The sequence below is a fragment of the Verrucomicrobiia bacterium genome, assembly GCA_035577545.1.
Lineage (GTDB): Bacteria > Verrucomicrobiota > Verrucomicrobiia > Palsa-1439 > Palsa-1439 > Palsa-1439.
Map to the genome: position 1 here is coordinate 47,268 of DATLVI010000011.1, position 24,120 is coordinate 71,387.

General features: G+C 58.5%; 23 protein-coding genes. 9 read left to right on the forward strand and 14 right to left on the reverse strand.

Features of this window, described 5'->3' with window-relative positions; all coding sequences use genetic code 11:
• The first annotated feature begins 4 nt into the window (after window positions 1–4).
• Together VNL17_04000 and VNL17_04005 are read left to right on the forward strand one after the other, a co-directional pair.
• A complete protein-coding gene (locus tag VNL17_04000; GenBank protein HXI83236.1) occupies window positions 5–877 on the forward strand; it encodes a mechanosensitive ion channel domain-containing protein in 873 nt (290 codons plus the stop codon).
• 498 nt (window positions 878–1,375) lie between these two features.
• Window positions 1,376–1,882: a hypothetical protein gene (locus VNL17_04005; GenBank protein HXI83237.1), complete on the forward strand. Its 507-nt coding sequence runs from the start codon at window positions 1,376–1,378 to the stop codon at window positions 1,880–1,882.
• A 91-nt stretch (window positions 1,883–1,973) separates the two neighbouring features.
• Here the strand turns inward: VNL17_04005 and VNL17_04010 are convergent, their stop codons facing one another.
• From VNL17_04010 to VNL17_04040, 7 genes are all read right to left on the reverse strand, one after another.
• The gene (locus tag VNL17_04010) at window positions 1,974–2,432 is read right to left on the reverse strand and encodes a DUF5069 domain-containing protein (GenBank protein ID HXI83238.1); all 459 of its coding nucleotides are present in this window, start codon (window positions 2,430–2,432) and stop codon (window positions 1,974–1,976) included.
• Between the two features lie 113 nt (window positions 2,433–2,545).
• A complete protein-coding gene (locus tag VNL17_04015) occupies window positions 2,546–2,869 on the reverse strand; it encodes an RNA-binding protein (GenBank protein ID HXI83239.1) in 324 nt (107 codons plus the stop codon).
• Window positions 2,870–3,116: 247 nt separating this feature from the next.
• A complete protein-coding gene (locus tag VNL17_04020) occupies window positions 3,117–3,746 on the reverse strand; it encodes a 3'-5' exonuclease (GenBank protein ID HXI83240.1) in 630 nt (209 codons plus the stop codon).
• Window positions 3,747–3,777: 31 nt separating this feature from the next.
• Complete coding sequence (gene sucD / locus VNL17_04025; GenBank protein HXI83241.1) at window positions 3,778–4,659, reverse strand: succinate--CoA ligase subunit alpha; 882 nt, start codon at window positions 4,657–4,659, stop codon at window positions 3,778–3,780.
• Window positions 4,656–4,859: a hypothetical protein gene (locus VNL17_04030; protein ID HXI83242.1), complete on the reverse strand. Its 204-nt coding sequence runs from the start codon at window positions 4,857–4,859 to the stop codon at window positions 4,656–4,658. The genes sucD and VNL17_04030 overlap by 4 nt, the downstream gene beginning before the upstream one ends.
• Window positions 4,860–4,865: 6 nt before the next feature.
• The gene (sucC, locus tag VNL17_04035; protein ID HXI83243.1) at window positions 4,866–6,026 is read right to left on the reverse strand and encodes an ADP-forming succinate--CoA ligase subunit beta; all 1,161 of its coding nucleotides are present in this window, start codon (window positions 6,024–6,026) and stop codon (window positions 4,866–4,868) included.
• An 18-nt stretch (window positions 6,027–6,044) separates the two neighbouring features.
• A complete protein-coding gene (locus VNL17_04040; GenBank protein HXI83244.1) occupies window positions 6,045–7,166 on the reverse strand; it encodes a citrate synthase in 1,122 nt (373 codons plus the stop codon).
• Window positions 7,167–7,378: 212 nt separating this feature from the next.
• Here VNL17_04040 and VNL17_04045 point away from each other — a divergent pair, with 212 nt between their 5' ends.
• From VNL17_04045 to VNL17_04060, 4 genes are read left to right on the forward strand one after another with little or no spacing between them, the layout of a single operon-like run.
• Entirely contained in the window at window positions 7,379–8,389 is a 1,011-nt protein-coding gene (locus VNL17_04045) for an N-acetylmuramoyl-L-alanine amidase (GenBank protein ID HXI83245.1), read from the forward strand.
• 28 nt (window positions 8,390–8,417) lie between these two features.
• Window positions 8,418–8,909, forward strand: coding sequence for a hypothetical protein (locus tag VNL17_04050; protein HXI83246.1), 492 nt, complete (start codon window positions 8,418–8,420; stop codon window positions 8,907–8,909).
• The gene (locus VNL17_04055; GenBank protein ID HXI83247.1) at window positions 8,906–9,301 is read left to right on the forward strand and encodes a secondary thiamine-phosphate synthase enzyme YjbQ; all 396 of its coding nucleotides are present in this window, start codon (window positions 8,906–8,908) and stop codon (window positions 9,299–9,301) included. The genes VNL17_04050 and VNL17_04055 overlap by 4 nt, the downstream gene beginning before the upstream one ends.
• Window positions 9,294–10,454, forward strand: a complete 1,161-nt coding sequence (locus VNL17_04060) for a glycoside hydrolase family 18 protein (protein ID HXI83248.1) — start codon at window positions 9,294–9,296, stop codon at window positions 10,452–10,454. The genes VNL17_04055 and VNL17_04060 overlap by 8 nt, the downstream gene beginning before the upstream one ends.
• On the opposite strand, the gene bshA is transcribed toward VNL17_04060, so the two are convergent.
• The 7 genes from bshA to VNL17_04095 are packed head-to-tail and all read right to left on the reverse strand — an operon-like array spanning window position 10,447 to window position 18,223.
• Window positions 10,447–11,586: an N-acetyl-alpha-D-glucosaminyl L-malate synthase BshA gene (gene bshA / locus VNL17_04065; GenBank protein HXI83249.1), complete on the reverse strand. Its 1,140-nt coding sequence runs from the start codon at window positions 11,584–11,586 to the stop codon at window positions 10,447–10,449. The genes VNL17_04060 and bshA overlap by 8 nt on opposite strands.
• Before the next feature lie 6 nt (window positions 11,587–11,592).
• Window positions 11,593–12,369, reverse strand: a complete 777-nt coding sequence (locus tag VNL17_04070; GenBank protein HXI83250.1) for a hypothetical protein — start codon at window positions 12,367–12,369, stop codon at window positions 11,593–11,595.
• A complete protein-coding gene (locus VNL17_04075; GenBank protein HXI83251.1) occupies window positions 12,366–14,081 on the reverse strand; it encodes a sodium:solute symporter in 1,716 nt (571 codons plus the stop codon). Before VNL17_04075 ends, VNL17_04070 begins: the two co-directional genes overlap by 4 nt.
• Window positions 14,078–14,209 (reverse strand): hypothetical protein, encoded by a 132-nt coding sequence (locus VNL17_04080; GenBank protein ID HXI83252.1) that lies wholly within the window; start codon window positions 14,207–14,209, stop codon window positions 14,078–14,080. The genes VNL17_04075 and VNL17_04080 overlap by 4 nt, the downstream gene beginning before the upstream one ends.
• Window positions 14,206–16,698 (reverse strand): PIG-L family deacetylase, encoded by a 2,493-nt coding sequence (locus VNL17_04085; GenBank protein HXI83253.1) that lies wholly within the window; start codon window positions 16,696–16,698, stop codon window positions 14,206–14,208. Before VNL17_04085 ends, VNL17_04080 begins: the two co-directional genes overlap by 4 nt.
• A gap of 37 nt (window positions 16,699–16,735) precedes the next feature.
• Window positions 16,736–17,305 carry a DUF2911 domain-containing protein gene (locus VNL17_04090; protein ID HXI83254.1) on the reverse strand — a complete coding sequence of 190 codons (570 nt, stop codon included), beginning with the start codon at window positions 17,303–17,305 and terminating at the stop codon, window positions 16,736–16,738.
• Between the two features lie 30 nt (window positions 17,306–17,335).
• The gene (locus VNL17_04095) at window positions 17,336–18,223 is read right to left on the reverse strand and encodes a DUF2911 domain-containing protein (protein ID HXI83255.1); all 888 of its coding nucleotides are present in this window, start codon (window positions 18,221–18,223) and stop codon (window positions 17,336–17,338) included.
• Between the two features lie 172 nt (window positions 18,224–18,395).
• Here VNL17_04095 and VNL17_04100 point away from each other — a divergent pair, with 172 nt between their 5' ends.
• From VNL17_04100 to ileS, 3 genes are all read left to right on the forward strand, one after another.
• Window positions 18,396–18,854, forward strand: coding sequence for a VOC family protein (locus VNL17_04100; GenBank protein HXI83256.1), 459 nt, complete (start codon window positions 18,396–18,398; stop codon window positions 18,852–18,854).
• A 107-nt stretch (window positions 18,855–18,961) separates the two neighbouring features.
• Window positions 18,962–20,458, forward strand: a complete 1,497-nt coding sequence (locus VNL17_04105) for a choice-of-anchor tandem repeat GloVer-containing protein (GenBank protein ID HXI83257.1) — start codon at window positions 18,962–18,964, stop codon at window positions 20,456–20,458.
• Window positions 20,459–21,311: 853 nt separating this feature from the next.
• Complete coding sequence (gene ileS, locus VNL17_04110) at window positions 21,312–24,104, forward strand: isoleucine--tRNA ligase (GenBank protein ID HXI83258.1); 2,793 nt, start codon at window positions 21,312–21,314, stop codon at window positions 24,102–24,104.
• Window positions 24,105–24,120: the final 16 nt, after the last annotated feature.

Below are 24,120 nucleotides of genomic sequence, written 5' to 3' on the forward strand. Positions count from 1 at the left end.
CCAAATGACTTGGATCGAAATATTCGGGGTCTTTACCAAGCCGCTGTTTCAATTGGGGCAGACGTGGGTCTCCCTCGCGACGATCGTGGAGTTCGTCATCGTTGTAGCGGTCGTTATGTTGGTGTCGAGGTTGGTGCGACGCCTTTTACGCACGCGGGTGCTGGCGCACACGAAGCTGGATCCCGGCCAGCAATACGCGTTCGCGCGGATCGTCAGCTACATCGTACTGGTGCTGGGCTTAGTCATCGGCCTGGAAACAGTAGTGGGTGTGAACCTCAGTTCGCTGGCGGTCATTGCGGGCGCCCTGGGTGTTGGAATCGGCTTCGGGCTTCAGAACATCGTCAGCAACTTCGTCAGCGGATTGATTATCCTTGCCGAGCGGCCGATCCAGATTGGCGATCGTGTGGATGTTGGTAACAACACGGTGGGGAAGGTGGAGCGCATTGGCGCCCGCGCTACACAGGTATTAACCAATGACAATATCATGGTCATCGTCCCGAATTCGGAGTTCGTCTCCAACCGTGTTATCAACTGGACACATGTCGATCCGCGCGTCCGCTTTCGCATCAACGTCGGGGTCAGCTACGGCAGCGATCCGCACGTGGTGGAGAAAATTCTCCTTGAGGTTGCCGGGGCCAATCCGAACGTGCTCAAGAACCCTGCACCCGGGGTGGTCTTCAAGGAATTTGGCGAAAGCGCGCTCAACTTCGAACTGCGGGTGTGGTCGTCGGACATGACGCACCGGCCGGGCTCACTGGAGAGCCAGTTGAACTTCGCCATCTGGGACAAGTTCAAGGAGCGAGGCATTGAGATTCCGTTCCCCCAGCGCGAACTTCATCTCAAGGAGCCCATCCGCGTCGAAGTCAAGTCGGGATAGACCCGCAGTGGCTGTTGGGCTGGCAGGCAGACATTCGGAAGTGACGGACCACAAAGAAGGAGCGCAGCCGCGGGTCATTTCACCGAGTCGTGAACGAGGCATTTGTTGTTTGTTTCATTGCCTCTCCCTTACGGCTGCGCCCTGAATTAAGACAACGATCAAAAAAACGATCTCACGCGAGAAGCACCAATTTCCTGGATCACAGCTCACTCTCCCTGTCGTGTCACTCCCCAGTATCGACCAAGTCCGGGGCAATTGCAAGTGATGGACGCTTTGTGCCCAGCAGAACCGCCGCGTCTCCCGTAATTATTGTTTTGCACACCTTGCGCAGAAGCGAACAGATTAGGTGCAGTGCGACGTGCATCTCCAAGAAAGGTGCAGTGTCGTAACGTATTCGCTGATAAGCGTCTGCATATATTCAGACCGATGGTCGGAGGGAATACGGCCTGTTTTCTGCTAAACAGGAACCTGTAGCAAGCCTTCAAGGAGGGGGGCGAAATGAAGGAGCGATTAGAAAACAGAAACCCACTCGCTGAGTTGATTCGATCCCAGCGGGAGGAGATTGAGAATTATCGTTGGATCGAAAGCGAAAAGGCAGGCCGGGACATCGGCTGGAAGCGCGCGAGCGAGGAATGGAAGCAGAAGTATTTCGTGGCTTGGAAGCGCGCTCTCCGCGAGCAGGGCATCCTGCATCCCTTGTTTGAAATCCTGTGGTCCCAGCAGCAGGAAATCGAAAGTTACAAATGGATCGAAAGCGAGAAACGAGGCCATGATATTGGCTGGATGCGTGCCGTGACGGAGTGGCAGGACCGGCATTATGGTGAATGGAAGACCCATGTGATGCACGGCAGTCCTGACGACTCGGCGAATGTGAAAGGAATGGTGTCCCCAGCGGCGTTCAGAAAACCCAAGCGCGCCTTCTCGGAGGAACATCGTCAGAAACTCGCGTCGGCCATGCAGGCCTGGCACGGGAAGAGGAAATCCAAGGGCGGGGGCCGGGTGTAAAACTGCTGCTCGAACAAACGAACGATAACGGGCACCCGTACATAGGCAGGGGCGCCCGCTTTACCTTCTGTTAAGGTGGCTGCTTCCGGATTTAGGCTTGGCCGCCGAAGCTCACATAGTCGTCGAGGTCGAGGAGGTCAAACCAGCCGCTGATGTCCTCCCGTGTCTTGCTGAGCTTTGCGAGCAAACCCGTGAAGAACTCGCGTGTTTCCACGTCGTTCGCGCCGCGCTGTTCCGCGAACGCGCTCCACTGTGCAATTTGCCAAGGTTGCGGCGTCGTGGTCGAGTTGGCTTCGATCCACGCGAGGATTTCACTGTCGCTCTTGCCGAGCGCCAACTGCCTTTTCAGGGCGTCGGCTTTGATACCGGCAAATTCCAAGAGGCGTTGATCGAGCGGACAGGCGAAATGGTATTCGCCGTTCTTGCCAGTCAGTGTCGCGCGACCCTTGTCGAGGCAACGGGGTAGGGTGGCGTACCCGCCAAGTCGCACACGCGGACTGCGCGGTGGATGTTGGGTGAGATCCGGCGCATGGATTTTTTTCAATTTCATGTTTTGCTTTCCTGTTTTGCATGGGATGAGTGCTGGTAGCGATTGGTTTCAGAAAGAAAAAGAGCGCCCCGAAACGGGACGCTCTCTTCGTGAACTTACGTTCGGCTGTCGAATTAACGACGGCTGAACTCGCGCTTGCCGCCGCGACCGCCGCCGCCACCACCACCGAAGTCGCCACGAGGACGCTCTTCACGGGGTTTGGCTTCGTTGACGGTCAACGCGCGACCGTCCAATTCCTTGCCGTTGAAATCGGTAATGGCCTTGGTGGCCTCTTCCTGCGTGCCCATCTGGACGAACGCAAATCCGCGGGACTTGCCCGTGAACTTGTCCATGATGAGTTCGCAGCTGCTGACGTTGCCGGCCTGTTTGAACAGGTCGAGGATGTCGCCTTCAGTGGTATTGAACGATAGGTTGCCTACGAATAGCTTGGTAGCCATTGGTTTGTTTATTCTTTCTGCTGCGGACGGTGGTCTCAGTGACTGTTCCCGTTTTCGGGTTTCGGACTGTCACCGAGCTACGAGGCCTGACTGACAATCTACCAATCTCACTGCGGACTGCATCTATCTGCTAGCGACCTCGACAGTACAGCAAAGCGCAGGAATATCAACAACTAGTTGCGACTTTTTTAGAATCGTGGAATTCGTCCGCCGTAACGTCTTGCGGTTGTGTGGTTAGTCTCTCCATTTACGAGTGTCGCGAAGCGGGCAGCCAGCCGAGATGTTCAAAGCGCAGGTACAACTCGCGGCAAGCCCAGGCATCCGTAGCGGCGTATAGTTGCTGTTTCGGCGACAAGGTCGGCTGCGACCAGTTCGACGTTTGTGGGCCTTTCGTGATGCGACCGCCGAGAAATAGTCCGGTTAGGTTGCGCAGGCCCGTTTGTGCCATTCCGCGGTGCTTCGCAATCTCGCCGAGATCAACCATGTTCGCGGGCTTGAATGGAAATACCTTTTGCAGTTCGGAGAGATCACGTGCCAGCGCCACTCCCGCCTTGATGATCTGCGCGTTTCCGAACACTTCCGCCAGCGCGTGCGAGAAATCCAGCCGAGCGAGCTGAAAGAGGTGCACGGTGTGTCCGGTCGCGATCTGCACGAGGCTGGGAGCGTGGAATTGGCCCTTGCGAAATGTCGGTCGTGTTTCCGTGTCGAACCCCACCACGTGCTCGCAGCGGATCTCCTGCAAGGCGCGGTGCAGGTCTTTTTCGGTTTGGATGAAATGGATCGCGCCACGGTACCGCACAATCGGGAGCTGCATCAATTCCTCGTGCGGAATCGTGCGGCGCGTGGTCGGCGTCGTTGTGGATTCGTGCTGGTCCATGGCTGGACGGAATGCCCCGTCAACCACCATCTTACTTCATCAGCTGGACAAGTGTCTCGCCCATTTCGGCGGGAGTCCTGGCAACGGCGATGCCGCAGGTTTCGAGGGCCTTGATTTTGTCGGCGGCGGAACCGCTGCCACCGCTGATGATGGCGCCGGCGTGGCCCATGCGACGGCCTTTCGGCGCGGTTGCGCCGGCAATGAACGCGGCGACGGGTTTGGTGAAGTTGTCCTTGATCCAGAGCGCCGCTTCTTCCTCGGCGTTGCCGCCGATCTCGCCGATGACGATGACGGCTTCCGTCTGCGGGTCGGTCTCAAACATTTCCAGCAGGTCGATGAAATCGAGTCCCTTGACGGGATCGCCGCCAATGCCGATGCAGGTGGACTGGCCGATGCCACGTGAGCTGAGTTGCCAGACTGCTTCGTACGTGAGCGTGCCGCTGCGGGAGATCACGCCGACCGGGCCGGTTTTGTGGATGTAACCGGGCATGATGCCGATTTTGCAGGCCCCCGGGGTGATGACGCCGGGGCAATTCGGGCCAATAAGTTTCACGTCCGTGCCTTGCAGCGCGCGTTTCACACGCACCATATCGATCACAGGAATGCCCTCCGTAATCGCAATGATCAACGGGATGCCCGCGTCCGCGGCCTCGAGGATCGCATCGGCCGCGAACGGCGCGGGCACGAAGATGCAGGAGACATTTGCGGCCGTCTCGCGCACGGCCTCGCTGACGGTGTTGAAGACGGGGATCTTTTGCGAGTCAAGTTCAATAGCTTCGCCACCGCGGCCCGGCGTGACGCCGCCAACGAGTTTCGTCCCGTACTTGAGACATTGCTCAGCGTGGAATTTGCCCGCAGTGCCGGTGATGCCCTGGACGATCAGCCGCGTGTTCTGGTCGACCAGGATACTCATGGGCGCACCGTGGCGTGCTTCTCATGCACGATGGCCATCAGGCCGCCGATGCGGAAGCTGGAGTTCTTCCATTGGAAAGTCTCGACGGACGTGTCATGCAACGCTTCCTCGTATTCCTGCAGGAACCCGTCGACTTCGTTGTCGGGGATATCGACCAGCAACGGATGCTGGACGTTTTCGTAGTAGAGATAGAGTTTCATGTTCAATTACTTCGCGGCATCGACGATCTTCTGCGCGGCGTCGGCCATCGAGTCCGCGGGAATGATGGCGAGGCCGCTTTCTTTCAAAATCTTTTTACCCAATTCGACGTTGGTGCCTTCGAGGCGGACGACCAGCGGCACGCTGACATTCACCTGCTTGACGGCGGTGAGGATGCCATTGGCGATCACGTCGCATTTCATGATACCGCCGAAGATATTCACGAGGATGCCCTTCACATTTTTGTCGGAGACGAGGATCTTAAAGGCCTCGGTGACCTGTTCGGTGGTCGCCCCGCCGCCGACGTCGAGAAAGTTGGCGGGCGAACCGCCGTAGTACTTGATGATATCCATCGTGGCCATGGCGAGGCCTGCGCCGTTGACCATGCAGGCGATATTGCCGTCAAGGCCGATGTAATTGAGGCCGAACTTGCTCGCCTCGACTTCGCGCACGTCTTCCTCATGGATGTCACGCATGGCGAGAATGTCCTTGTGACGGAAGAGGGCGTTGTCGTCGAAGTTCATCTTCGCATCGAGCGCCAACACCCGGTCGTGCTGGTCGATGATCAGCGGGTTGATCTCGATGAGGGAAGCATCGGTTTCCATGAACGCACGGTAGAGGCCCAGGATGAGATTCACGGTGGGCTGCAAATAGTTCCCGCCAAGGCCCAGCGCATAGGCGATCTTGCGCGCCTGATAGGGTTGCATGCCGACCGCGGGATCGACGGGTTCTTTGAGGATCTTTTCCGGTGACTTTGCGGCGACGGCCTCGATGTCCATGCCGCCTTCGGTGCTGGCGAGGAAAGACGGACGCGCGATTGTGCGGTCGATTAAAATACTCAGGTAAAGTTCGCGTTTGGGCGCGCTGCCCGCTTCCACGAGCACTTTGCGCACTTCTTTGCCCCGCGGACCGGTTTGATGCGTGACGAGAACCTTGCCGATGAGTTCGCGCGTGGCCTTGAGCACTTCCTCGGGCGTTTTGACGACCTTAATGCCGCCAGCCTTGCCGCGACCGCCGGCATGGATTTGCGATTTGACTGCAAAGACGTCCGTCTTCAGGGACCCCGCAATCTTCTCGGCCTCTTCGCGCGTAAAGGCCACCGCGCCTTCCGGCACGGGGACACCGAAGCGACGAAGGATTTCCTTGGCTTGGTATTCGTGAATATTCATGAAGGTATCGGCCCCGGCTCAGCGCTGGTCGATGGGCACGACCTTAAGCCCTTCCGGGCCCGTGTATTCGCTGAGCGGACGAATGAGGCGATTGTCGGCGAGTTGCTCGAGTACGTGCGCCGTCCAGCCGGCCATGCGCGCGATGGCGAAGATCGGCGTGAACAGATCGGTCGGGATGCCGAGGCTGTAATAGACCGTGGCGGAGTAGAAATCGACGTTGGCGTTGAGGTTTTTTTCCTGTTTCATGATCGAAGCGATGCGCTCGCTCATGCGCAGCCATTTTGGTTCGCCGACTTTCGCGGAAAGCTTCTCCGCCAGGCGCTTCAAGTGCGGCGCGCGTGGGTCGAGCGTCTTGTAGACGCGATGACCGATGCCCATGATACGCTTCTTGTTGGCGAGCGCGCTGCGAACATAGTCGTCCACGCGGCTCTCGTCGCCGATCTCCTGGAGCATGTGAATCACGCCTTCGTTCGCGCCGCCATGCAAGGGGCCTTTCAGCGTGCCGATGGCGCTCGTGATTGCGGAATACATGTCCGAAAGCGTGGCGATGGTCACGCGCGCGGAAAAAGTCGAGGCATTGAACGCGTGCTCGGCGTGCAACACAAACGCCATGTCCATCGTCTCGGCGGCTTCATCATTCGGCGCCTCGCCATTGAGCATGTAAAGAAAGTTGGCGGCGGAATTCAGTTTTGGCGACGGCGGCACTGTGTCCTTGCCCGAGCGGATGCGATGGAATTTTGCGATGATTACGGGGACCTGCGCTACCAACTGCACGGCCTTGCGGCGGTTCGCCTGTGGCGTATTGAGGTCGGCTTCGGGGTCAAGGGTGCCGAGCATGGAGACCGCCGTGCGCAGGACGTGCATGGGTGGCGCGTTCTTGGGAACCAGGTGCAGCAGATCGACGACCGCCTTTGGCAGCGGCCGGGCGGCGATCAGTTCGCTTTCCAACTGCTCCAACTCCTTGCGATTGGGCAAGCGGCCTTCCCAGAGAAGATGAATGACTTCCTCGAAGCAAACCTTGCCCGCCAGCTCGTTGATGTCGTAACCGTAGTAAATGAGCTGGCCGATATCCCCGCGGACGTCGCCGATGCGGGTTTGGGCCACTGCAATTCCTTCAAGACCTTTTGAGACAACGGGCATGTTTTTTCCTCGTCCAGTGCGATTGAACCGACCCTACGGAAGGCGCCACAAACTGACAGTCGAACATCTTGCGCCGCACAGTTAATCTATGGATGCTCGCCCGCAGCGTCAAGGAAAAGTCGAATTCATTGGGCCGCGCGGCAAGTCCATTTCGCTTGAAATCGCGCGACGTTTCATGCGATTTTGCTCGGACAAGGGGGCTCTTTTTGCGTTTGCCAAGCAGATTACTTCCATCGATCGTTCTGGTTCTCGGGTTGGTCTTCGCGGGGACCGCGCCGGCCCAGCCGACGACGCTGAAGGCCTATCGCTACGGCGCCACGTATTACGTCGCGGTCAACGATGTGGCGAACTACTACGGACTCGGGCCCGACGCGCGTGGCGCGGTTAATCGCGCCGAATATAGAACGAGTTCCGCACAACTCGAGTTGGAAGCCGATAGCCGAGACATCCTGCTCAATGGCGTGAAGCACTGGCTCTCGGCGCCGGTCCTGGCGATGCGCGGCAAGTTATGGATTGCCGAAATTGATGTATTGAAGACCCTTGACCCCGTGCTGCAACCCGGGCGGTTGCAAAAACCCGGTGCGTCAGTCCGCACGATTGTGCTCGATCCGGGGCACGGCGGCGGCGACCGCGGGACACGCGGGCGGTCGAGTTTTGAGAAAGTGATGACGCTGGATGTGGCGAAGCGCGTGGAACGGGACCTTGCCGGTAGCGGCTTGCGGGTGTTCCTGACACGAACGACGGACACGACCGTCGCCCTGGAGGACCGCGTGCAGTTTGCGCAAGCGAAGGGGGCCGACTTGTATATCAGCATCCATTTCAATTCGGGAGGCGGCTCGGCGGAGGGGATTGAAACCTATTGCACGCCGCCTGCTGGGGCGAGTTCGACCGCGAGTTTTAGCGGAAACCGTGTCGACCGCGATACCGGCGGGAGAGATAGCACCGCCGTAGCGAACAATCGGTTTGACGACCAGAACGTGTGGCTGGCGCATTGCGTGCAGAAATCGCTGTTGCAGGCCAAGCGGGCGATGGATCGCGGCGTTCGGCGCGCGCGGTTCTACGTGTTGCGATACGCGACGTGCCCGTCGATTTTGATTGAGGCCGGATTTCTGTCGAACCCTGCCGAGGAGCAGCGCATACTGCGAAGCGATTACCGTGAGCTGCTGGCGAAAAACATCGCGGATGGTATCTTGACGTACAAGAAAGCATTGGAAAGACCCTAGGAGTTGTTGACGGATCGAACTGAATCAAATGAAGACGATCACTTTAGCTGTCTGCCTGGCAATCTTCGCTACTGCTTGTAACTACAGCCACGTTGGGAGCCCGAGCACGACGTTCAACCGGGGGACGCCGCCACTGGGCGAGGCCGTGAATGAAGCGCAAAGCGGCCCGCTGGTTTTGAAGATCAGTCGCCATGTTGATACAATCGTTCGAGGGCCCGACCCCGAAGAAGACCAACTTCTTGTCCTTACGGTCCGCAACTTTCGACCCGGCCAGAGGCTCAAGATACCTTCGGAAAGCGTGACGCCCGAATTCACGGCCACCCGCTTCGAGGCAGGTTCGCGGGGTGAAAGTTACGTTGGCTACCTGATTGTCAGGAAGGTCACCACGAATAAAGTGGACGCAACTCTCCGCTTGGACGTCACGGCCCGCACCGCCTCCGCGTCCTACACGCAAACCGCCAAATTCCATGGCAATTACAATTTCGTTTACCTGGCGCCCGATAACGATTCCGCGCCATGAAAGAGCTGGTAGTTACGACCAGCCGGCACACCGAGTTCGTGGAGATCACGGAACGAGTGCAGACGGCTGTTGATGAGACCGGAGTGAAAGAGGGGACGTGCGTCTGTTTCGTACCGCATACGACGGCGGCGATTACGATCAACGAGAATGCTGATCCAGACGTTGTGACGGACATGATCTATGCACTCGACCAAGCAGTGCCGTGGAAGGATCCGCACTATCGGCACGGCGAAGGCAACACGGCGGCGCATGTGAAGGCGAGCATGATGGGACAGAGCGTGCACGTGTTCGTGCGCGGCGGCAAGTTGCAATTCGGCACATGGCAGGGGATTTACCTGTGCGAGTTCGACGGCCCGCGCTCGCGTAAGGTATGGGTGTCGGTCAATGGATAACTGCTCCGATGTAACCGCAATGGTCTCGACGGCGAAAACGCTTCGACGAGTTGTCCTGATTGGACTGTTAAGCCTAACGGCGACAGGAGCACACGCCGGACTCTGGACCTCGGCTTATTACGCCGGCTGGATGCAAAGCTACCTGCCGGCGCAACAGGTCGATTTCACGGCGATGACCCACGTCATCCATTTTTCAGTGGTACCCAGGATCGACGGGAGCCTGGACAGCGATATCAATGCCGTCACGTTGGCAAATTCCACGGACGTGGTCACGCGCGCGCATGCTGCCGGCGTCAAGGTGCTGATTTCCGTGGGTGGAGAGAACAGCGCTGTCGGTTTTCGGGGAGCCACCAGCGCGGCGAACCGGGCGCGTTTCGTCACGAACCTCGTGAACTTCGTCACCTCGCGGAGATATGATGGTGTCGATTTGGATTGGGAACCGTTGGACGCGCCCGATGCCGGGGCATACTCCAATCTCGTCAACGACCTCCATGTCGCATTGAATGCAATTTCTCCTCGCCCGCTTTTGACGGCGGCCGTGGGGTCTGAGCCAGCACTGTTGGCTTCCCTGCAGAGTCGGTTCGATCAGATCAACCTGATGACCTACAGCTTTTCGGGAACTTATCCCGGTTGGGTGACGTGGTTTAACGCGCCCATCTACGATGGCGGCTATAGGTTTGCGAGCACGGGGCAGTTGGTACCGTCTGCGGATGGAGTTGTTAGCAACTTTCTGTCTCATGGTGTTGCCCCGGGCAAACTCGGGATCGGCATTTGTTTCTACGGTAATGTGTGGAGTGGGGGAAAAGGCACGTCCACCGGGGGCGCGGCGCTCCCGCGACAATCCTGGACGACGGCGCCCACGGTGACGACCGCCGCCTACTCAGAGATCATGTCAAAGTACTTTCAACCGCGATTGTATTTCTGGGACACGAATGCGCAATCGGCGTACCTCAGCATCGACCAACCCGGTTCTGCTGACGATAAGTTTATCTCGTATGATGACCCAACGTCGTGCCGTGCCAAAGTTGCGTACGCCAAACAGAAGGGCCTGGGAGGGCTGATTATCTGGGAGTTGGGCGGAGGTTATCGCGCCGACCAACCCACCGGTAAGCGTGACTTGCTCTTACAATCGGTGAAGCAAGGCGTCAGGTAGCCGTGCAGACGCGGCGATAGAGCGCTTCGTAGCGCGGCACGATGACTTCCGCGGAAAATTGCTTCCGGGCACGATCTTGCGCGGCGCGGCCCAACGCGGTACGGCGGGTCGAGTCTTTGATCAAACTCTCAACAGCCCCGGCGAAGGCCTCGGTGTCCAGTGAAGGCAGCAACAATCCCGAAACGCCATCTTCGACCACCTCCGGAACACCGCCGGCGCGTCGGGCTACGCTCGGGCAGGCAAAGCACATCGCTTCCAGAATGCTCAGGCAAAAGCTCTCCGATTCGGACGTGATCAATCCGATATCGGCGGCCTGTAGGTAGTCTTCGATGTCGTTGACGTTTTCGCGCACGACGACGCGATTTTCAAGGCCGAGTCGTCGGACGTCTTTGAGGAACGGTGTGAAATCCCCGCCGGCGAGGATGACCAACTTGAACGAATCTTGCGGACGTATGCGCGCAACGGTTTCGAGCAATAGATCGATGCGTTTCAATGGGCGAAGATTCGAGGAATGCAGGATGAGCGTTTCATCTTTCACGCCGAGTTCGCGGCGCACTTCTTCCCGCGATCGGCGGGGTGGGCGAGGCGAGAAGAAATTATGGATCACTTCGATAGGCTTTTTCACTGCGAGCAACTGCCGAGTTTCTTGCTGCAGGAAAGCAGACACCGTCGTGATGGCGTCCGAACAGGCGAGGGCGTGGCGGATCGCGGGACCGTAACCTGGATCGCGACCCAGTAGCGTGGTGTCGGTGCCGTGCAACGTGGTGACCACGCGCGGCTGTTCTTCGGGTGGCAACATCGACCGCGCAAGAATAGCGGCCGTCGCGTGGGGCACGGCGTAGTGAACATGCAGGACGTCCAACTGATGATCGCGGCTGACTTCCGCCATCTTGACGGAAAGCGGTAGCGTGTAGTCGGGGTACTTGAAGAGATCGTAGTCGTTGATAAGTACCGGATGGAAATGCAGACGGGGCGCGTCCACTGGCAAACGGAAGGGACGCTCGTAGCTGATGAAATGCACTTCGTGCCCACGCTGCGCCAACTCCTCGCCCAGGGCGCTGGCAAGGATGCCGCTACCGCCCACCGACGGATAACAGGTAATGCCGATTCTCAGTGGGCAGCCGGTCGTCATGGCAAATTACGATGGGATTTCGGTGTAGGCTTCATCGGAACGGTCAATATTATCACGTTTCACGAAGGTAATCTCCGGCGTTTCATCCGTGTGCAGATAGTCCTGTTCGCCGGCACCGGAGATGTAATGGGTGCAGTGGACAACGGATTGCATCCAGCGGAGACGGGTATCGCGCGTCGGACTGACTTGCTCCTTGGTGAAACTTGTCGCCGGTAGCGTTACGAAACGATCTCCACCCTCGTGAAGTTGGAAGGCGCCATCGTTGCAACGAGCGCGCACGATTTCACCCTCGTGGGGCACATCGACGAAGAACTCTTCGACGTCACGCGCCGCGCGCCGTAGCATGGAGTCGCTTGAGCGCACCACGCGGAGGCCGTCGAGCAGTTTCAATTGGCGGTACATCTCCAGACAAAAGTCAGCCGCATTGCCGGCGGAAGTTTCCCGGAAGATTTCGATGAAGCGGCGCTCAACGTAATTGGGTAGTTGAAGCACAGTGTGCGCGTGCCAGTCGACGGGAATGCGTTTGAGGTAGAGCGGGGAGAATTTACGTTGGAGTCTGTTCTCGAAGGTGAAATTGAGTTGGGCCGGTTCACCAGTTTTACGATGACGCAGTAGAGTCTTCGTCTCGCGCGGGTCGTGGTCGCTGTCGTGGTAGAAGAACACGATTTCGCCGCCGATCTCGGCTTGCAGTCGCCGGGCGGTCTGGATTTTCGCAACGAGGAATCGTTTCGGGAAGAACCCGCACGGCTGCTGGCCGAAGCAAATGATGGGCGACGCGCTCATGACGTGGCCAGTGCTTTTGCCGGCGGATTTGTGGGACCGAGCGCGGCCTGGAGGAGCAGGCTGAACAGCACGCAGGCGGCGCAGCCAATAAAGTTGTACCAGAGATAGCTGATGCCGAGCGAAAAATAGAGGATGAAAACCAGCGTTTGGGCCGCCAGCGCCGCCCAAAAGATCGCGGTGCCGCCGACCCATCGGAGAAAGAACGCCACCAGGAACAGCGCGAGGACCACGCCATAAAAGACCGACCCTACGATGTTGACGGCTTGAATCAGGTTCTCCGCCAGGTTTGCGAAAAGCGCAAAGGCGAGGGCAACCAGACCCCAAAGGAGGGTGAACCATTTCGAGGCGGTCACATAATGAGCGTCGGTCGCTTCCCGCTTGATGACGTGTCGATAAAAATCGATGGTGGTCGTCGACCCGAGCGCATTGAGTTCGGCGGCTTTCGACGACAAGGCGGCGGCGAAGAAGGCGGCCACCAACAACCCGATCACACCGTGCGGCAGCTGATGCAGGACAAAGGTGATGAACACGTAATCGGCGTCGTTGCTTTTCGCCTGTGGATCCACGGCCAGCAGGGTTGTCCTGGCCTCGGTGCGCAGGGCTTCGCTGCGATCAAGCGCCGCCAGCGCCTGCCCGCGAGCCTCGGCTTCGGCTTTGAGGTTGCCGGCGTGCCGGGCATCTAGCCAGGTGTGAATCAGTCGCTCTTTTTCGACGTGGATCGCGGCAAATCTTTGTTCCAGGGAATGCAGATGGTCTCCCGAGTCATCCTTGATGCCCGAGTTCCAGGCAGCCTGGTTGAAAAAAACCGGCGGACGCTCGAACTGGTAAAAGACAAAGACCAGGACGCCCAATAGCAGGATGAAAAACTGCATAGGGATTTTGAACACGGCATTGAACATCAGGCCGAGCCGGCTCTCGCGCAACGACGCGCCCGAAAGATAGCGCTGCACCTGGGATTGGTCGGTGCCGAAGTACGACAGGGACAGGAAGAGGCCGCCGAGCAACCCGGACCAGAACGTGTAGCGTTGTTTGACATTGAGCGAGAAATCCACCGCGTGAAGTTTGTTGAAGCCGCCGGCCACGGTGAGGGCATCGGTCAGCGAGAGGTTCGCAGGCAATCTTGCCAGCAAGACGACAAAGGCTGTCACCATTCCGCCGAAGATCACGGCCAACTGGTATTTCTGGGTGAGGGTGACCGCCTCGCTGCCACCGGAGACGGTATAAATGATAACGAGCAGCCCGCTGAGGACAATGGTGAGGTCCAATCGCCAACCCAGCATGGTGGAGAGGATGATGGCGGGCGCGTAGATGGTAATTCCAGCGGCGAGCCCGCGCTGTAAGAGGAAGAGAGCTGCCCCCAGCAGACGGGTCTTGGTGTCAAAGCGGTGGCCGAGAAATTCATAGGCGGTATAAACATTCAAGCGTCGGTACATCGGCAGGAATACCGCTGCGATGATGATGAGGGCGAGAGGCATCCCGAAGTAGTTTTGCACGAAACCCAGGCCGTCCTGAAAGCCCTGACCGGGAGTGGAGATGAACGTGATGGCGCTGGCCTGGGTGGCCATGACTGAGATGCCGATGGCAGTCCAGCGCACGTTCGGGTCACCCTTCAGGTAGGCACTCAGGTTCTGGCGACCGCGCGTGCGCCACATGCCATAGACGGCGATTCCCACCATGCTGCCGATGAGGACTACGAAATCGAGCGGGCTCATGAGAATGTGACCGTCAGCGCGACGAGGAGCCCCACCCAAATGACGAAGGAGACGAAAACGAAGATGTAAACAGCGCGCCAGGAGTTGAAACAGGGGAGGCCGGTCGCTTTGTCGTCCAGCGGCTTCATTTCCCGAGTGAGATCAGATTGGCGAAGAGACGGTAGGCGCCGGGCACGCCCTCCGGCAACTCACGGAACCAGGACAGCCCGGTGTAAACAAACCAGCCCTTACCATAATGCGCGACGAGGAGGCTCCCTTTCTTAGGCGATTCACCGGGGTCGTTGCAGGCAAGGAGCGGTGTGAAATGGTCATCCCATTCGCTCGCGAAATACAGTCCGCGCTCCTGCACCCAACCATCAAAATCGGCGGGGCCGATGCGGTTCGGAGTCGTAAATGCCGGATGATCGGGCACGAGCAACGTCATTGGCGCGTTTTCGTCCGTGACGCGGTCGTGCGAGAGTTTCAAATTGTAAGGTGCGAGACGCGTGTTCTGCAAACCATCGGAGGTATTGTATTGGACGATGACGTTGCCGCCGCCTTCGACGTAGGCGAAGAGGCCGGGGAGATTTGGGGTTAGATCCGTGCGCGTGTTGAAAGCTCGAATGCCAATGACCACCGCATCGAAGGCGCGGAGGCGGTCGGCGGTCAGGTCCGCACCCGTCAGAAGCGTAACCGCATATCCCATGCGTTGGATACAGTCGGCGACAGAGTCGCCGGCGCCCGGCAGGTAGCCAACTTGGTGGCCGCGAATCGCCAGATCGATGCTCAGCGCCTTGAACTGTGCGGGCGGCTGCAGCAAGAGTGCCGGGATGTGGTCGTGGCGAATCTCGACGCGCCGATTGTTGTAGGTCTTTCCGTCAATCTCTGCGGCGGCCAGAATCTTTGCGGTTGTAGCGTTCGTCGGGGCGGTGATGGTGAAAGTGAAACGCGCAGTCTCATTGTAGTTGGTCAGGGAGAAAGTGTACGACGCGGGTGTTACTTTCCAGTTCGCGGGCGTGTCCAGATGAAGGGTGCCGGTCGCGCCGGCGCGGGCGGAGGTGACTTCTACAGCTACCGGCTTGGCGGTGCCTGGGGCGAACAACGCGAGGTCTTCGGGGAAGTTGAGGGAAACAGGCGGGATGACTTCCAGACGCTGTCGAACCTCGCCTTTCACGCGATCGCCGATGACTTGCACGGGTTCGTCCGGGATGACCAACGTTTGGCCGTCGATCTCGAAAACGAATTCCACCGGAAACGATGGCGGATTTTCGGGGCGTCCGATGAGTGAAGGATCATTCACGCGGAACATTCCGATCGTGCCTTCCTCGCGCAACCAATAGGGTTGGCTTAATAGGGTGCTGGCCGGTAACGGACGGGACGATTCATGGTTTACGGGCTGGTTGGGTTTCAGGTTGTCGTTGGTGGCAAGTTCGTCGGTGCCGTCCGGATAACGAACAGCGGTCCAGCGCACCGGGAAATCGGTCCGCACGATTGCGCTGTGACGCATTTTCAGTGTTTCGCCGGGCACGGCTTCGGCCACCGGAATCGTCGTTTCGACATACAGGCCGAGGCAGCCCTGCAAGATGTGGTCGAGTTGGCGGCGCTTGTAATCGATGACGCTGTCCGGGGGCAGGGCGGCGAGGCGTTTTCGCAATGTCAGCAAGGCCGGGACACTGGCGGCGGGATTCTGCGGGTTGAACCGCGCGATGACATCATCAGCCAATGCGCCTACATCTGCGCCATCGGGGATGCGGTTCCAGGTTGTATCGACGCCATCGAGGATATCATTGGTGGCGGGCGCGCCGTCGAGAAGTTGAAAGGATTCGTTCGCGTTCCCGCGTGTGCCGACGCTACCGAAGCCCTGGGACTTGTGCATGGAGCGGCTTCTAGCGGCAATTTCGCCGTAGGATTCGCCGAGGAGGGGATTGTAACCGCCGATGTCGAGTTGCAGGCCGGGAGGCGTGTTGGTTCCGCTGTCGGTACCGCGGCCTCCGAATCCTCTCGGGAAACCATTCCAGAGAATGCGCTTCGGTTGCCAGGGCTTCAATGTTCCGAGTTGTTCGGGGAAAGCATTGGTATCGCCGGCGAGTTTGAAAGCTTCGAGCGCAAGAATGGCAGACGCGGTGTGGTGGCCGTGCGTGTTGCCGGGTTCGGTGGAGAAACGCGTGATGACGACATCGGGTCGGAATTCGCGGATGACACGGACGACGTCGGCGAGCACTTGTTGGCGGTCCCAGATGCGGAACGTTTCCTTGTAGTCCTTGGAAAAACCGAAGTCGAGGGCGCGGGTGAAGAACTGCTGGCCGCCATCGATACGGCGGGCGGCGAGCAACTCCTGGGTGCGCACCACGCCGAGTTCGGCGCCCAGCTCGGGGCCGATCAGGTTTTGACCACCGTCGCCGCGCGTGATGGAAAGATAGCCGGTGCGGTAGCCCCGACCGCGTGAGAGATAGGCGATGAAACGGGTGTTTTCGTCGTCGGGATGGGCAGCGATGTAAAGGACGCTGCCCATCTCGCGAAAACTACGGAGTTCCTGCAGAATTGCCGAGGCCGACTGCGAGTCGGCGGCGCGGGCGGTGGAGGAAAGACAGGCTGACGCGCACGCAAGTGTGGCCAGGAATCGAATTCTTACATTCATGCGCGATACTGATCGACCGAAAAATCCGCAAGCCCGGTTATTTTTTGACCGTGAACGGTACCGAGAACTGGGTGTTCTCCCACATCATCTTTAGTAGACCACCGCCGGACGGATTCTTCTCAATCGCCATCGTGAATTGATCGACGGGCTTGTCGAGGGCGTCTTTCTTCAGATCGATGCGCGCCACGTCGAGGGACTCATTATAGATCTCCTTCGAATCCCCATAAGTGGCGCCCCATTGGCCGATCTGTTTATTGATGACCAGCTTGGCTGTACCGTCTTCATTCGGAAGAGTCCAGAGCGTGTAGGCACCCGCGGGGATTGTCGTCTCGCCGAAGGCGATCGGTTTTTGCGTGATGAGGAGCGTGGCTTCGTCGGACCCGGTACGCCAAATCTTGCCATAGGGCACCAAGCCGCCCCAGATTTTGCGGACTTCGCCGGTCTTATGGTCCTTGGTGTAAGGACGCCCGTAAACAATCGTGACCCGATTGCCGTCGATGACGGTGCTGATGGTGTCGTGCGGGCTGACGCGTTTTTGCTGGGCCATGAGCGGCGAGGCGCTGAGGACGACGGCGGCGATTAGAAGCGTGGACTTGAATTGGTTCATGCTGGCTCCCCTGCGTTGGATGAACTTGGATTACGGTTTTGTTTGGAGGCTGGCGATCACGTCATTATTCAGTTTGACCCACGAACTGTTGGCGCCTTCGGCCTTGATGGCTAGTTCACTGGACTCTTTAGCGGCGGCGAGCGCGCCTTCCTTGTCTCCCTGTTTCGCGAGAATCTTGGCCTTCAGGTTGAGCAATTCGTAAGCGATGCGAGGTTTGTCGGCGAGGCCGGTATTCAGCCACGCGAGGGCTTTCTTCTGGTCGAGGTCGTGATTGAAGTAGAACGTCGCGGCTTGGAAACAGAATTGCGCTTGCGGCTTGTTCGTCGAGGCCATGGCGGCGTCGATTTGTGACACTACTTTGCCCACAACATCCAGTTCGAGGTTGATGGGGACGACGGTCTTGTCCCAAACCAGATTGATGACGGCGGATTCGTCCCGGATATGGTTGAATTCGATCACGAAGGTCTCAATGCTTGTGTCCGTAAGTTTCTTGGGCGTGCTTTTAAAGCGCACCAGATCCTCGTCGGGCTTGTACCCGAAGGCCCCAAAACTGTTGGTGTTCTTCGAGATGATGATCGTCCACTCGTCCTCGCCGGGGATGGTGAAGAGGGAGTATTTGCCCGCGGGAACCTCGTGGCCATTGAGTTTGACGGGGGTCGAGAAGGAAATCTTTGTCGAGGCGTTCGCGCCCGTGCGCCACACCTCGCCGTAAGGAACGAGGCCGCCGTAAATTTTTCGTCCCTTGACGCTGGGCCGGGAGTAGGTGATCTCGACATCGGTGAGACCGACGTGTTGCTTGAGGGTGGCGGTGGGACTGGCCTGTGGAAAATCGACCCTTGGCGTTTGCGCGAAGAGGGTGGTCGCGAGAACCGATCCGAAAACAACCAACAGAGAAGCGTAGCGTGCTTTTGAGTTCATGATGCGAAAGGCTAGCACAACCGAAACGGAATGAAAGCGGGAAGTGGAAGGCACGAATGGCACGAAGAAGACGCGAAGGACACGAAAGCACAACTGAAATGAAAACAGGCCAGGGAAGCGGACTCATTTCACGGCTTGATTTTTTGGGGTGCGAGGCGCAGAACAGCAGAGCATGAAGGCCAAACCAATCCCCGAAGATTGTCACTCGATCACTCCTTACCTGCTGGTTCCAGATGTCGGGCGGTTGATTGAGTTTTTGAAGCAGGCGTTTGGTGCAGTGGAGCGGGCGAAAATCGCGCGACCCAATGGCACGATTCTTCATGCGCAGGTGCGCATTGGGGATTCGATCCTGATGATTGGTGAACCGCAAAGCCCGTGGAAACCGCAGCCTTCGATGCTCTATCTTTATGTTGCCGACGTTGACGCCACGTACAAGCAGGCGGTCGCGGCGGGCGGGGTGTCCGTGAACGAACCGGTCGATATGTTCTATGGGGACCGCAGCGCTTGCGTGAAGGACGTAGCGGAAAATGCCTGGTGGATCGCGACGCACAAGGAGGAATTGACGACTGCCGAGATCCAGGAACGGGCGACGGAGTTCTTCAAGAAGATGGCGGCGAAGCCGAGGCAGTAACCCATCCTTTTGCGCGGGACGGAAAGGTTCGACTTATCTTTGCCGGATTGCTAAACTCGCTCAGCTAGGAAGCGCGTCTAGCAACGCCTCAAGGAGGAGCGTCGGCAATGAACAAATCGATTTATGTCGGGCTATCTACGGGGAAAACGCTCCATCTTATCATCACATTAGGTCTGGTGGTTTTGACGGGTCGAGCTTTCAATGCCGACGCACAGACAGAAACGATGCTTCATTCCTTTATCGGCTACCCCACCGATGACGGGCGAGATCCATCTGCCAAGCTAGTACAGGGCCGCGATGGTAATTTCTACGGGACAACCTACTTGGGAGGGTCGAGCAGCGTTGGCAGCGTATTTCGGATAACTCCTAGCGGCACCTCTACGACTCTTTACTCGTTCGCCGGCTATCCCATTGATGGGGATGGTCCAGGGGCCGAGCTGGTGCAGGGCAGCGACGGCAATTTCTACGGGACGACCTATTACGGGGGGACGGGTGTCTATTGTAACGGCAGCGGATGCGGCACAGTGTTTCGGATCAGTCCCAGCGGCAGCTACACGACACTTTACTTCTTTGCCAACTCCTCCAATAGTGGAAGCAATCCTTGGGGACTAGTGCAGGGCCACGACGGTAGTTTCTACGGGACGACCGAATTTGGTGGGGCGAACAACGCTGGCACCGTGTTTCGGGTTAGTCCAGGCGGCACTCATACGAATCTGTACTCCTTCGGCAGCCACCCCGCCGATGGGGCCAGACCATATGCCGGGCTGGTACAGGGCAGTGACGGCAATTTCTATGGGACGACCTATTTCGGCGGGGCGAGCACCAATTGCTCCATCGGATGCGGCACCGTGTTTCAGATCAGTCCCAGCGGCACCTACACGACTCTGTACTCGTTTGGCAGCTCCCCCACCGATGGATATGGGCCATTTGCCGGGCTGGCGCAGGGCAGCGACGGTAATTTCTACGGGACGACGTATTACGGCGGGGCGAGTACCAATTGTTCCGGCGGCTGCGGCACCGTGTTTCGGATCGGTCCCAACGGCACCTATACGAATCTTTACTCCTTTGTCGGCCCTCCCAACGATGGATACTATCCGTCAGCCGCGCCAATGCAGGGCAGCGATGGCAATTTCTACGGGACAACCGAAAATGGCGGGACAAACAATGCCGGCATCGTATTTCGGATCAGTCCCAGCGGCAACTACACGATCGTTTACTCCTTTATCGGCTCCGCCAACGATGGACGTACGCCAGATGCCGGGCTGGTGCAGGGTCGCGACGGCAGTTTCTATGGGACAACCACGGCAGGAGGGACGAACAACTACGGAACGGTGTTCAGACTGACCGTTCCTCTCAACCCGGCACCGTATCCGATCAATCAAATTACTGGAGTCCAGTTGTCGGGCACGAATATCGTTTTCAATATCCCGTCCATAGCGGCCGAAATATATCAATTACAGGTTAGCAGTTCGATGAACCCTACAAACTGGGTGAATGTCCCCGGCGTATCGGTGACCAACAGCATTGGGGCGCTGTTGACACTGACCAACTTCGGCGGGGCGTTGCAGCCGCAGGGGTTCTATCGGTTTGATATTACGCCGTAGGGCACGGCCGCGAGATTAGTGCCTTCTTTCCATCAGATCTGCGGTTGCCGCGACAACTACATCGCGGCGTCTCGTCCGACTCGGCTCATAGAAGCGCAGCTACAACGTCAGTCCTGGTGAGTGAGTGTATATCGCAAATCGATAATTCTACTCGACATGGCATGATGGGTTGTGTATGGTCAACATGTGAATTATGAATGGACGTTTACCGGGGTCAGAACCGCGCTTGCCAAGCGCGGCTATCCGCCTTCGACAGGGCTTCCGCCGTCGCTAAGGCTATGGCGGACGAGTCGAAGGCCAAGCTGCCCCCACCACGAGCGGCGGGGAGGAAGGGGGCCTATATATGTTTCTGCGAAACGAACCCATTTTATTTTTGAGGGAATTTCTCTGTATCATGCGGTGGCTGAATTTGTTGGGGGTTTGCAGAGGTCGGTTTGCAAATGGGTTCGTTTTGGAAAACGAACCCATTTTCAGGGGGTTAAAGGGTTGATTGACGCGGAAACTACAAAATGAAGCCAAATGGGAGTCGCGACGGGAACGTCCCTCCCACGTTGGCAGAGCGAGCAGAGACAACAGGACGCTAACGCTATGGGGTGCGGGTCGTTGGAATGGTGGAGGCGTGTGGTTGTTGGTCGGGATGACAGACCGGGGAGGGGCACGGCTCGCCGGGAGGCTCGCGCTCCCAAAGAATAATAATGCGTACGACACGATGAGGACAACCGATGACATGTTCGCGACGGTGACGTTCCTGCCACGTTTGCGTCCGAAATGGATTCAGGGTGGTCGGACGTGGCGCCCTCGTTGACACGGCCCTCGGTGCGTGATACTTTTGCCCGCTCTCGGCGGGGCGTACATGACTGAAACCCAGGCAAATTACAAAGACACGCTGAACCTTCCGCAGACGGACTTCCCGATGAAGGCCAACCTGCCGGTGCGCGAGCCGGAGATGTTGGCGCGGTGGGATTCTGCTGGGCTTTACGAGAAGATCATGGCATCGCGTGCAGGTGCGCCGCTCTTTGTACTGCACGACGGGCCGCCGTTTGCCAACGGTGATGTGCATGTCGGCCATGTGCTCAATAAGACGCTCAAGGATGTCGTGGTGAAGTACAAGACGATGAGTGGCCACTGCGCGCCGTACGTTCCCGGTTGGGACTGCCACGGGTTGCCCATCGAATTCAAGGTCACCCAGGACATGCGCAAGGCGGGCAATACCACGGCAGATCCGGCGACGATCCGTGCGGCGTGTGACACTTATGCGCGCAAGTACATCGACATCCAGCGGACGCAATTCAAGCGGCTCGGGGTGCTCGGGGACTGGGATCATCCGTACCTGACGCTCAACAAGGAATACGAGGCGGACGAACTGCGGCTGTTCGCGGACGTTGTGGAAAAGGGTTTCGTTTATCGCGGGAAGAAGCCGATCTACTGGTGCGCAACGTGTCGCACGGCGCTGGCGGAGGCTGAAGTCGAGTATGCCGACCACACTTCACCATCGGTGTATGTGAAGTTTCCGGTAAAAGGGAAGGACAAGGAATTTGCGGTCATCTGGACGACGACGCCGTGGACGTTGCCGGCCAATCTGGCGATTGCGGTGAAGCCGGATCTGACGTATGTCCGCGTGAAAGCGCCCAACGGTGAGACGTGGATCCTGGCGGAAGGACTCGTCGAGCGGGTGGCGCAGGCGAGCGGGGTTGAGTTGGTGGTCCAACAGAAAGTTCCGGTGGACGAGCTGGAAGGGCTGGTCACGCGTCATCCGTTTATCGATCGCGATTCGCCTTTTGTAATTTCGCCGTATGTGACGTTGGAGCAAGGCACGGGTTTGGTACACACGGCGCCGGGTCACGGTGCGGAAGACTACGAGATCGGCCAGAAGTATGGACTGGAAACGCTCGCACCGGTCGATGACGGCGGTGTCTTCACGAAAGAGGCGGGGCAATTCGCGGGTCAATTCGTGTTCAAGGCGAACAAGGCCATTGTCGACCATCTCCAGTCCATCGGGGCGCTGGCGGGATACGCGGAGGTTTCGCATTCGTATCCGCATTGCTGGCGATGCAAGAACCCGATCATCTTTCGCGCGATGGAGCAGTGGTTCGTCGCGCTCGATCACCTCAATCTGCGGCAACGCGCCCTCGAAGAAGTGCGCAAGGTGAAGTGGGTGCCGAAGTGGGGCGAGAACCGCATCGCGGCCACGGTCGAGCAGCGGCCGGATTGGTGCATCTCGCGGCAACGCGCGTGGGGCGTACCGATCCCGGCGTTTTATGATGCGCAGGGCGGACCAATTCTCGACGCGCAGATTGTCCGCAACGCGGCCGACTTGGTTGAGAAGCACGGCTCGAATGTGTGGTTTGAAAAATCCGTCGCGGAACTGTGGACGGCGCTAAAGCCGAAGGAGTGGAAAGGCCCCGAGGCAGTCACCAAATCCCACGATACGCTCGACGTGTGGATTGACTCCGGCTCGTCGTCGCGGGCGGTGTTGATGCGGCGGCCGGAACTGAAGCACACGGTGGCCGATACGAAACAGCTGCCCTGGCAGGCGGACTTGTATTTGGAAGGCAGCGACCAGCATCGCGGTTGGTTCCAGTCGTCGCTCCTGATGTCGGTGGCGGGCAACGGTGCGGCGCCGTTCCGGTCGGTGGCGACTCACGGGTTTCTCGTGGTGCAGGTTGCGGAAACCGGGAAGAAGCAGAAGATCTCGAAGTCGGCCGGCAAGCCGGCGAACTCGGAAGAGTACGTGAAGCGCTACGGGGCGGATGTGTTGCGGCTTTGGGTGGTCTCGGAGGACTACCAGGGAGACGTGCCGTTGTCGGAAGAGATTTTTGAGCGCGTCTCCGAAACGTATCGCAAGGTGCGCAACACGCTACGGATCCTGTTGGCGAACCTCTATGATTTCGACCCCGCGAAGCACGCGGTGCCGCACGAAAAACTGGCGGGAATTGACCGCTGGCTTGTGTCGCGTTTGCAGGCGCTGGTCGCTGATTTGACCGAGGCGTACGAGAACCTGGAGTTTCACCGGGTCTACCATTTGGTGAACGCGTTCTGCGCAGTGGAAATCTCGTCCTTTTACGTTGACGTAATGAAAGACCCGTTGTATACGCTTGCGCCCAATTCGGCGGAGCGACGGTCGGCGCAGACCGCCATTTTTGAGACGGTGGCGGTGTTGGCGAAGGTGCTGGCGCCGATCCTGCCGTTCACGGCGGATGAAGTATGGAATTGCCTGTCGGGACGGGAAACGGAGTCGGTGCATTTGGCGAAGTTTCCGGTGGCGGACGCGGAGCGGCGCGACGCGGAGCTGGAAACGCGCTGGGAACGTTTGTTGGAAGTCCGGCGGGTCGCCTCGCTGGAGCTGGAGAAGGCGCGGCAGAGCAAGACAATTGGGAAGTCGCTCGAAGCGCAGGTTGAAATTGAGGCGAACAACGAAGCGACGCGCGAATTGTTGGAAAAACTCGGGTCGGTGCTGGAGACGGTGTTGATTGTGTCGCAGGTTCGGGTGGCGGGAACGACGGGTGGCGAACTGCGCGTGAAAGTCAGCCCGGCTTCCGGCAGCAAATGCGTGCGGTGCTGGCGGTGGACGGAAGATGTGGGCGCGGACGCGGGGCATCCGGAATTGTGCGGGCGGTGCGCGGAAGTCGTGAAACAGCGGGCATAAAAAATGCCGTGGGATC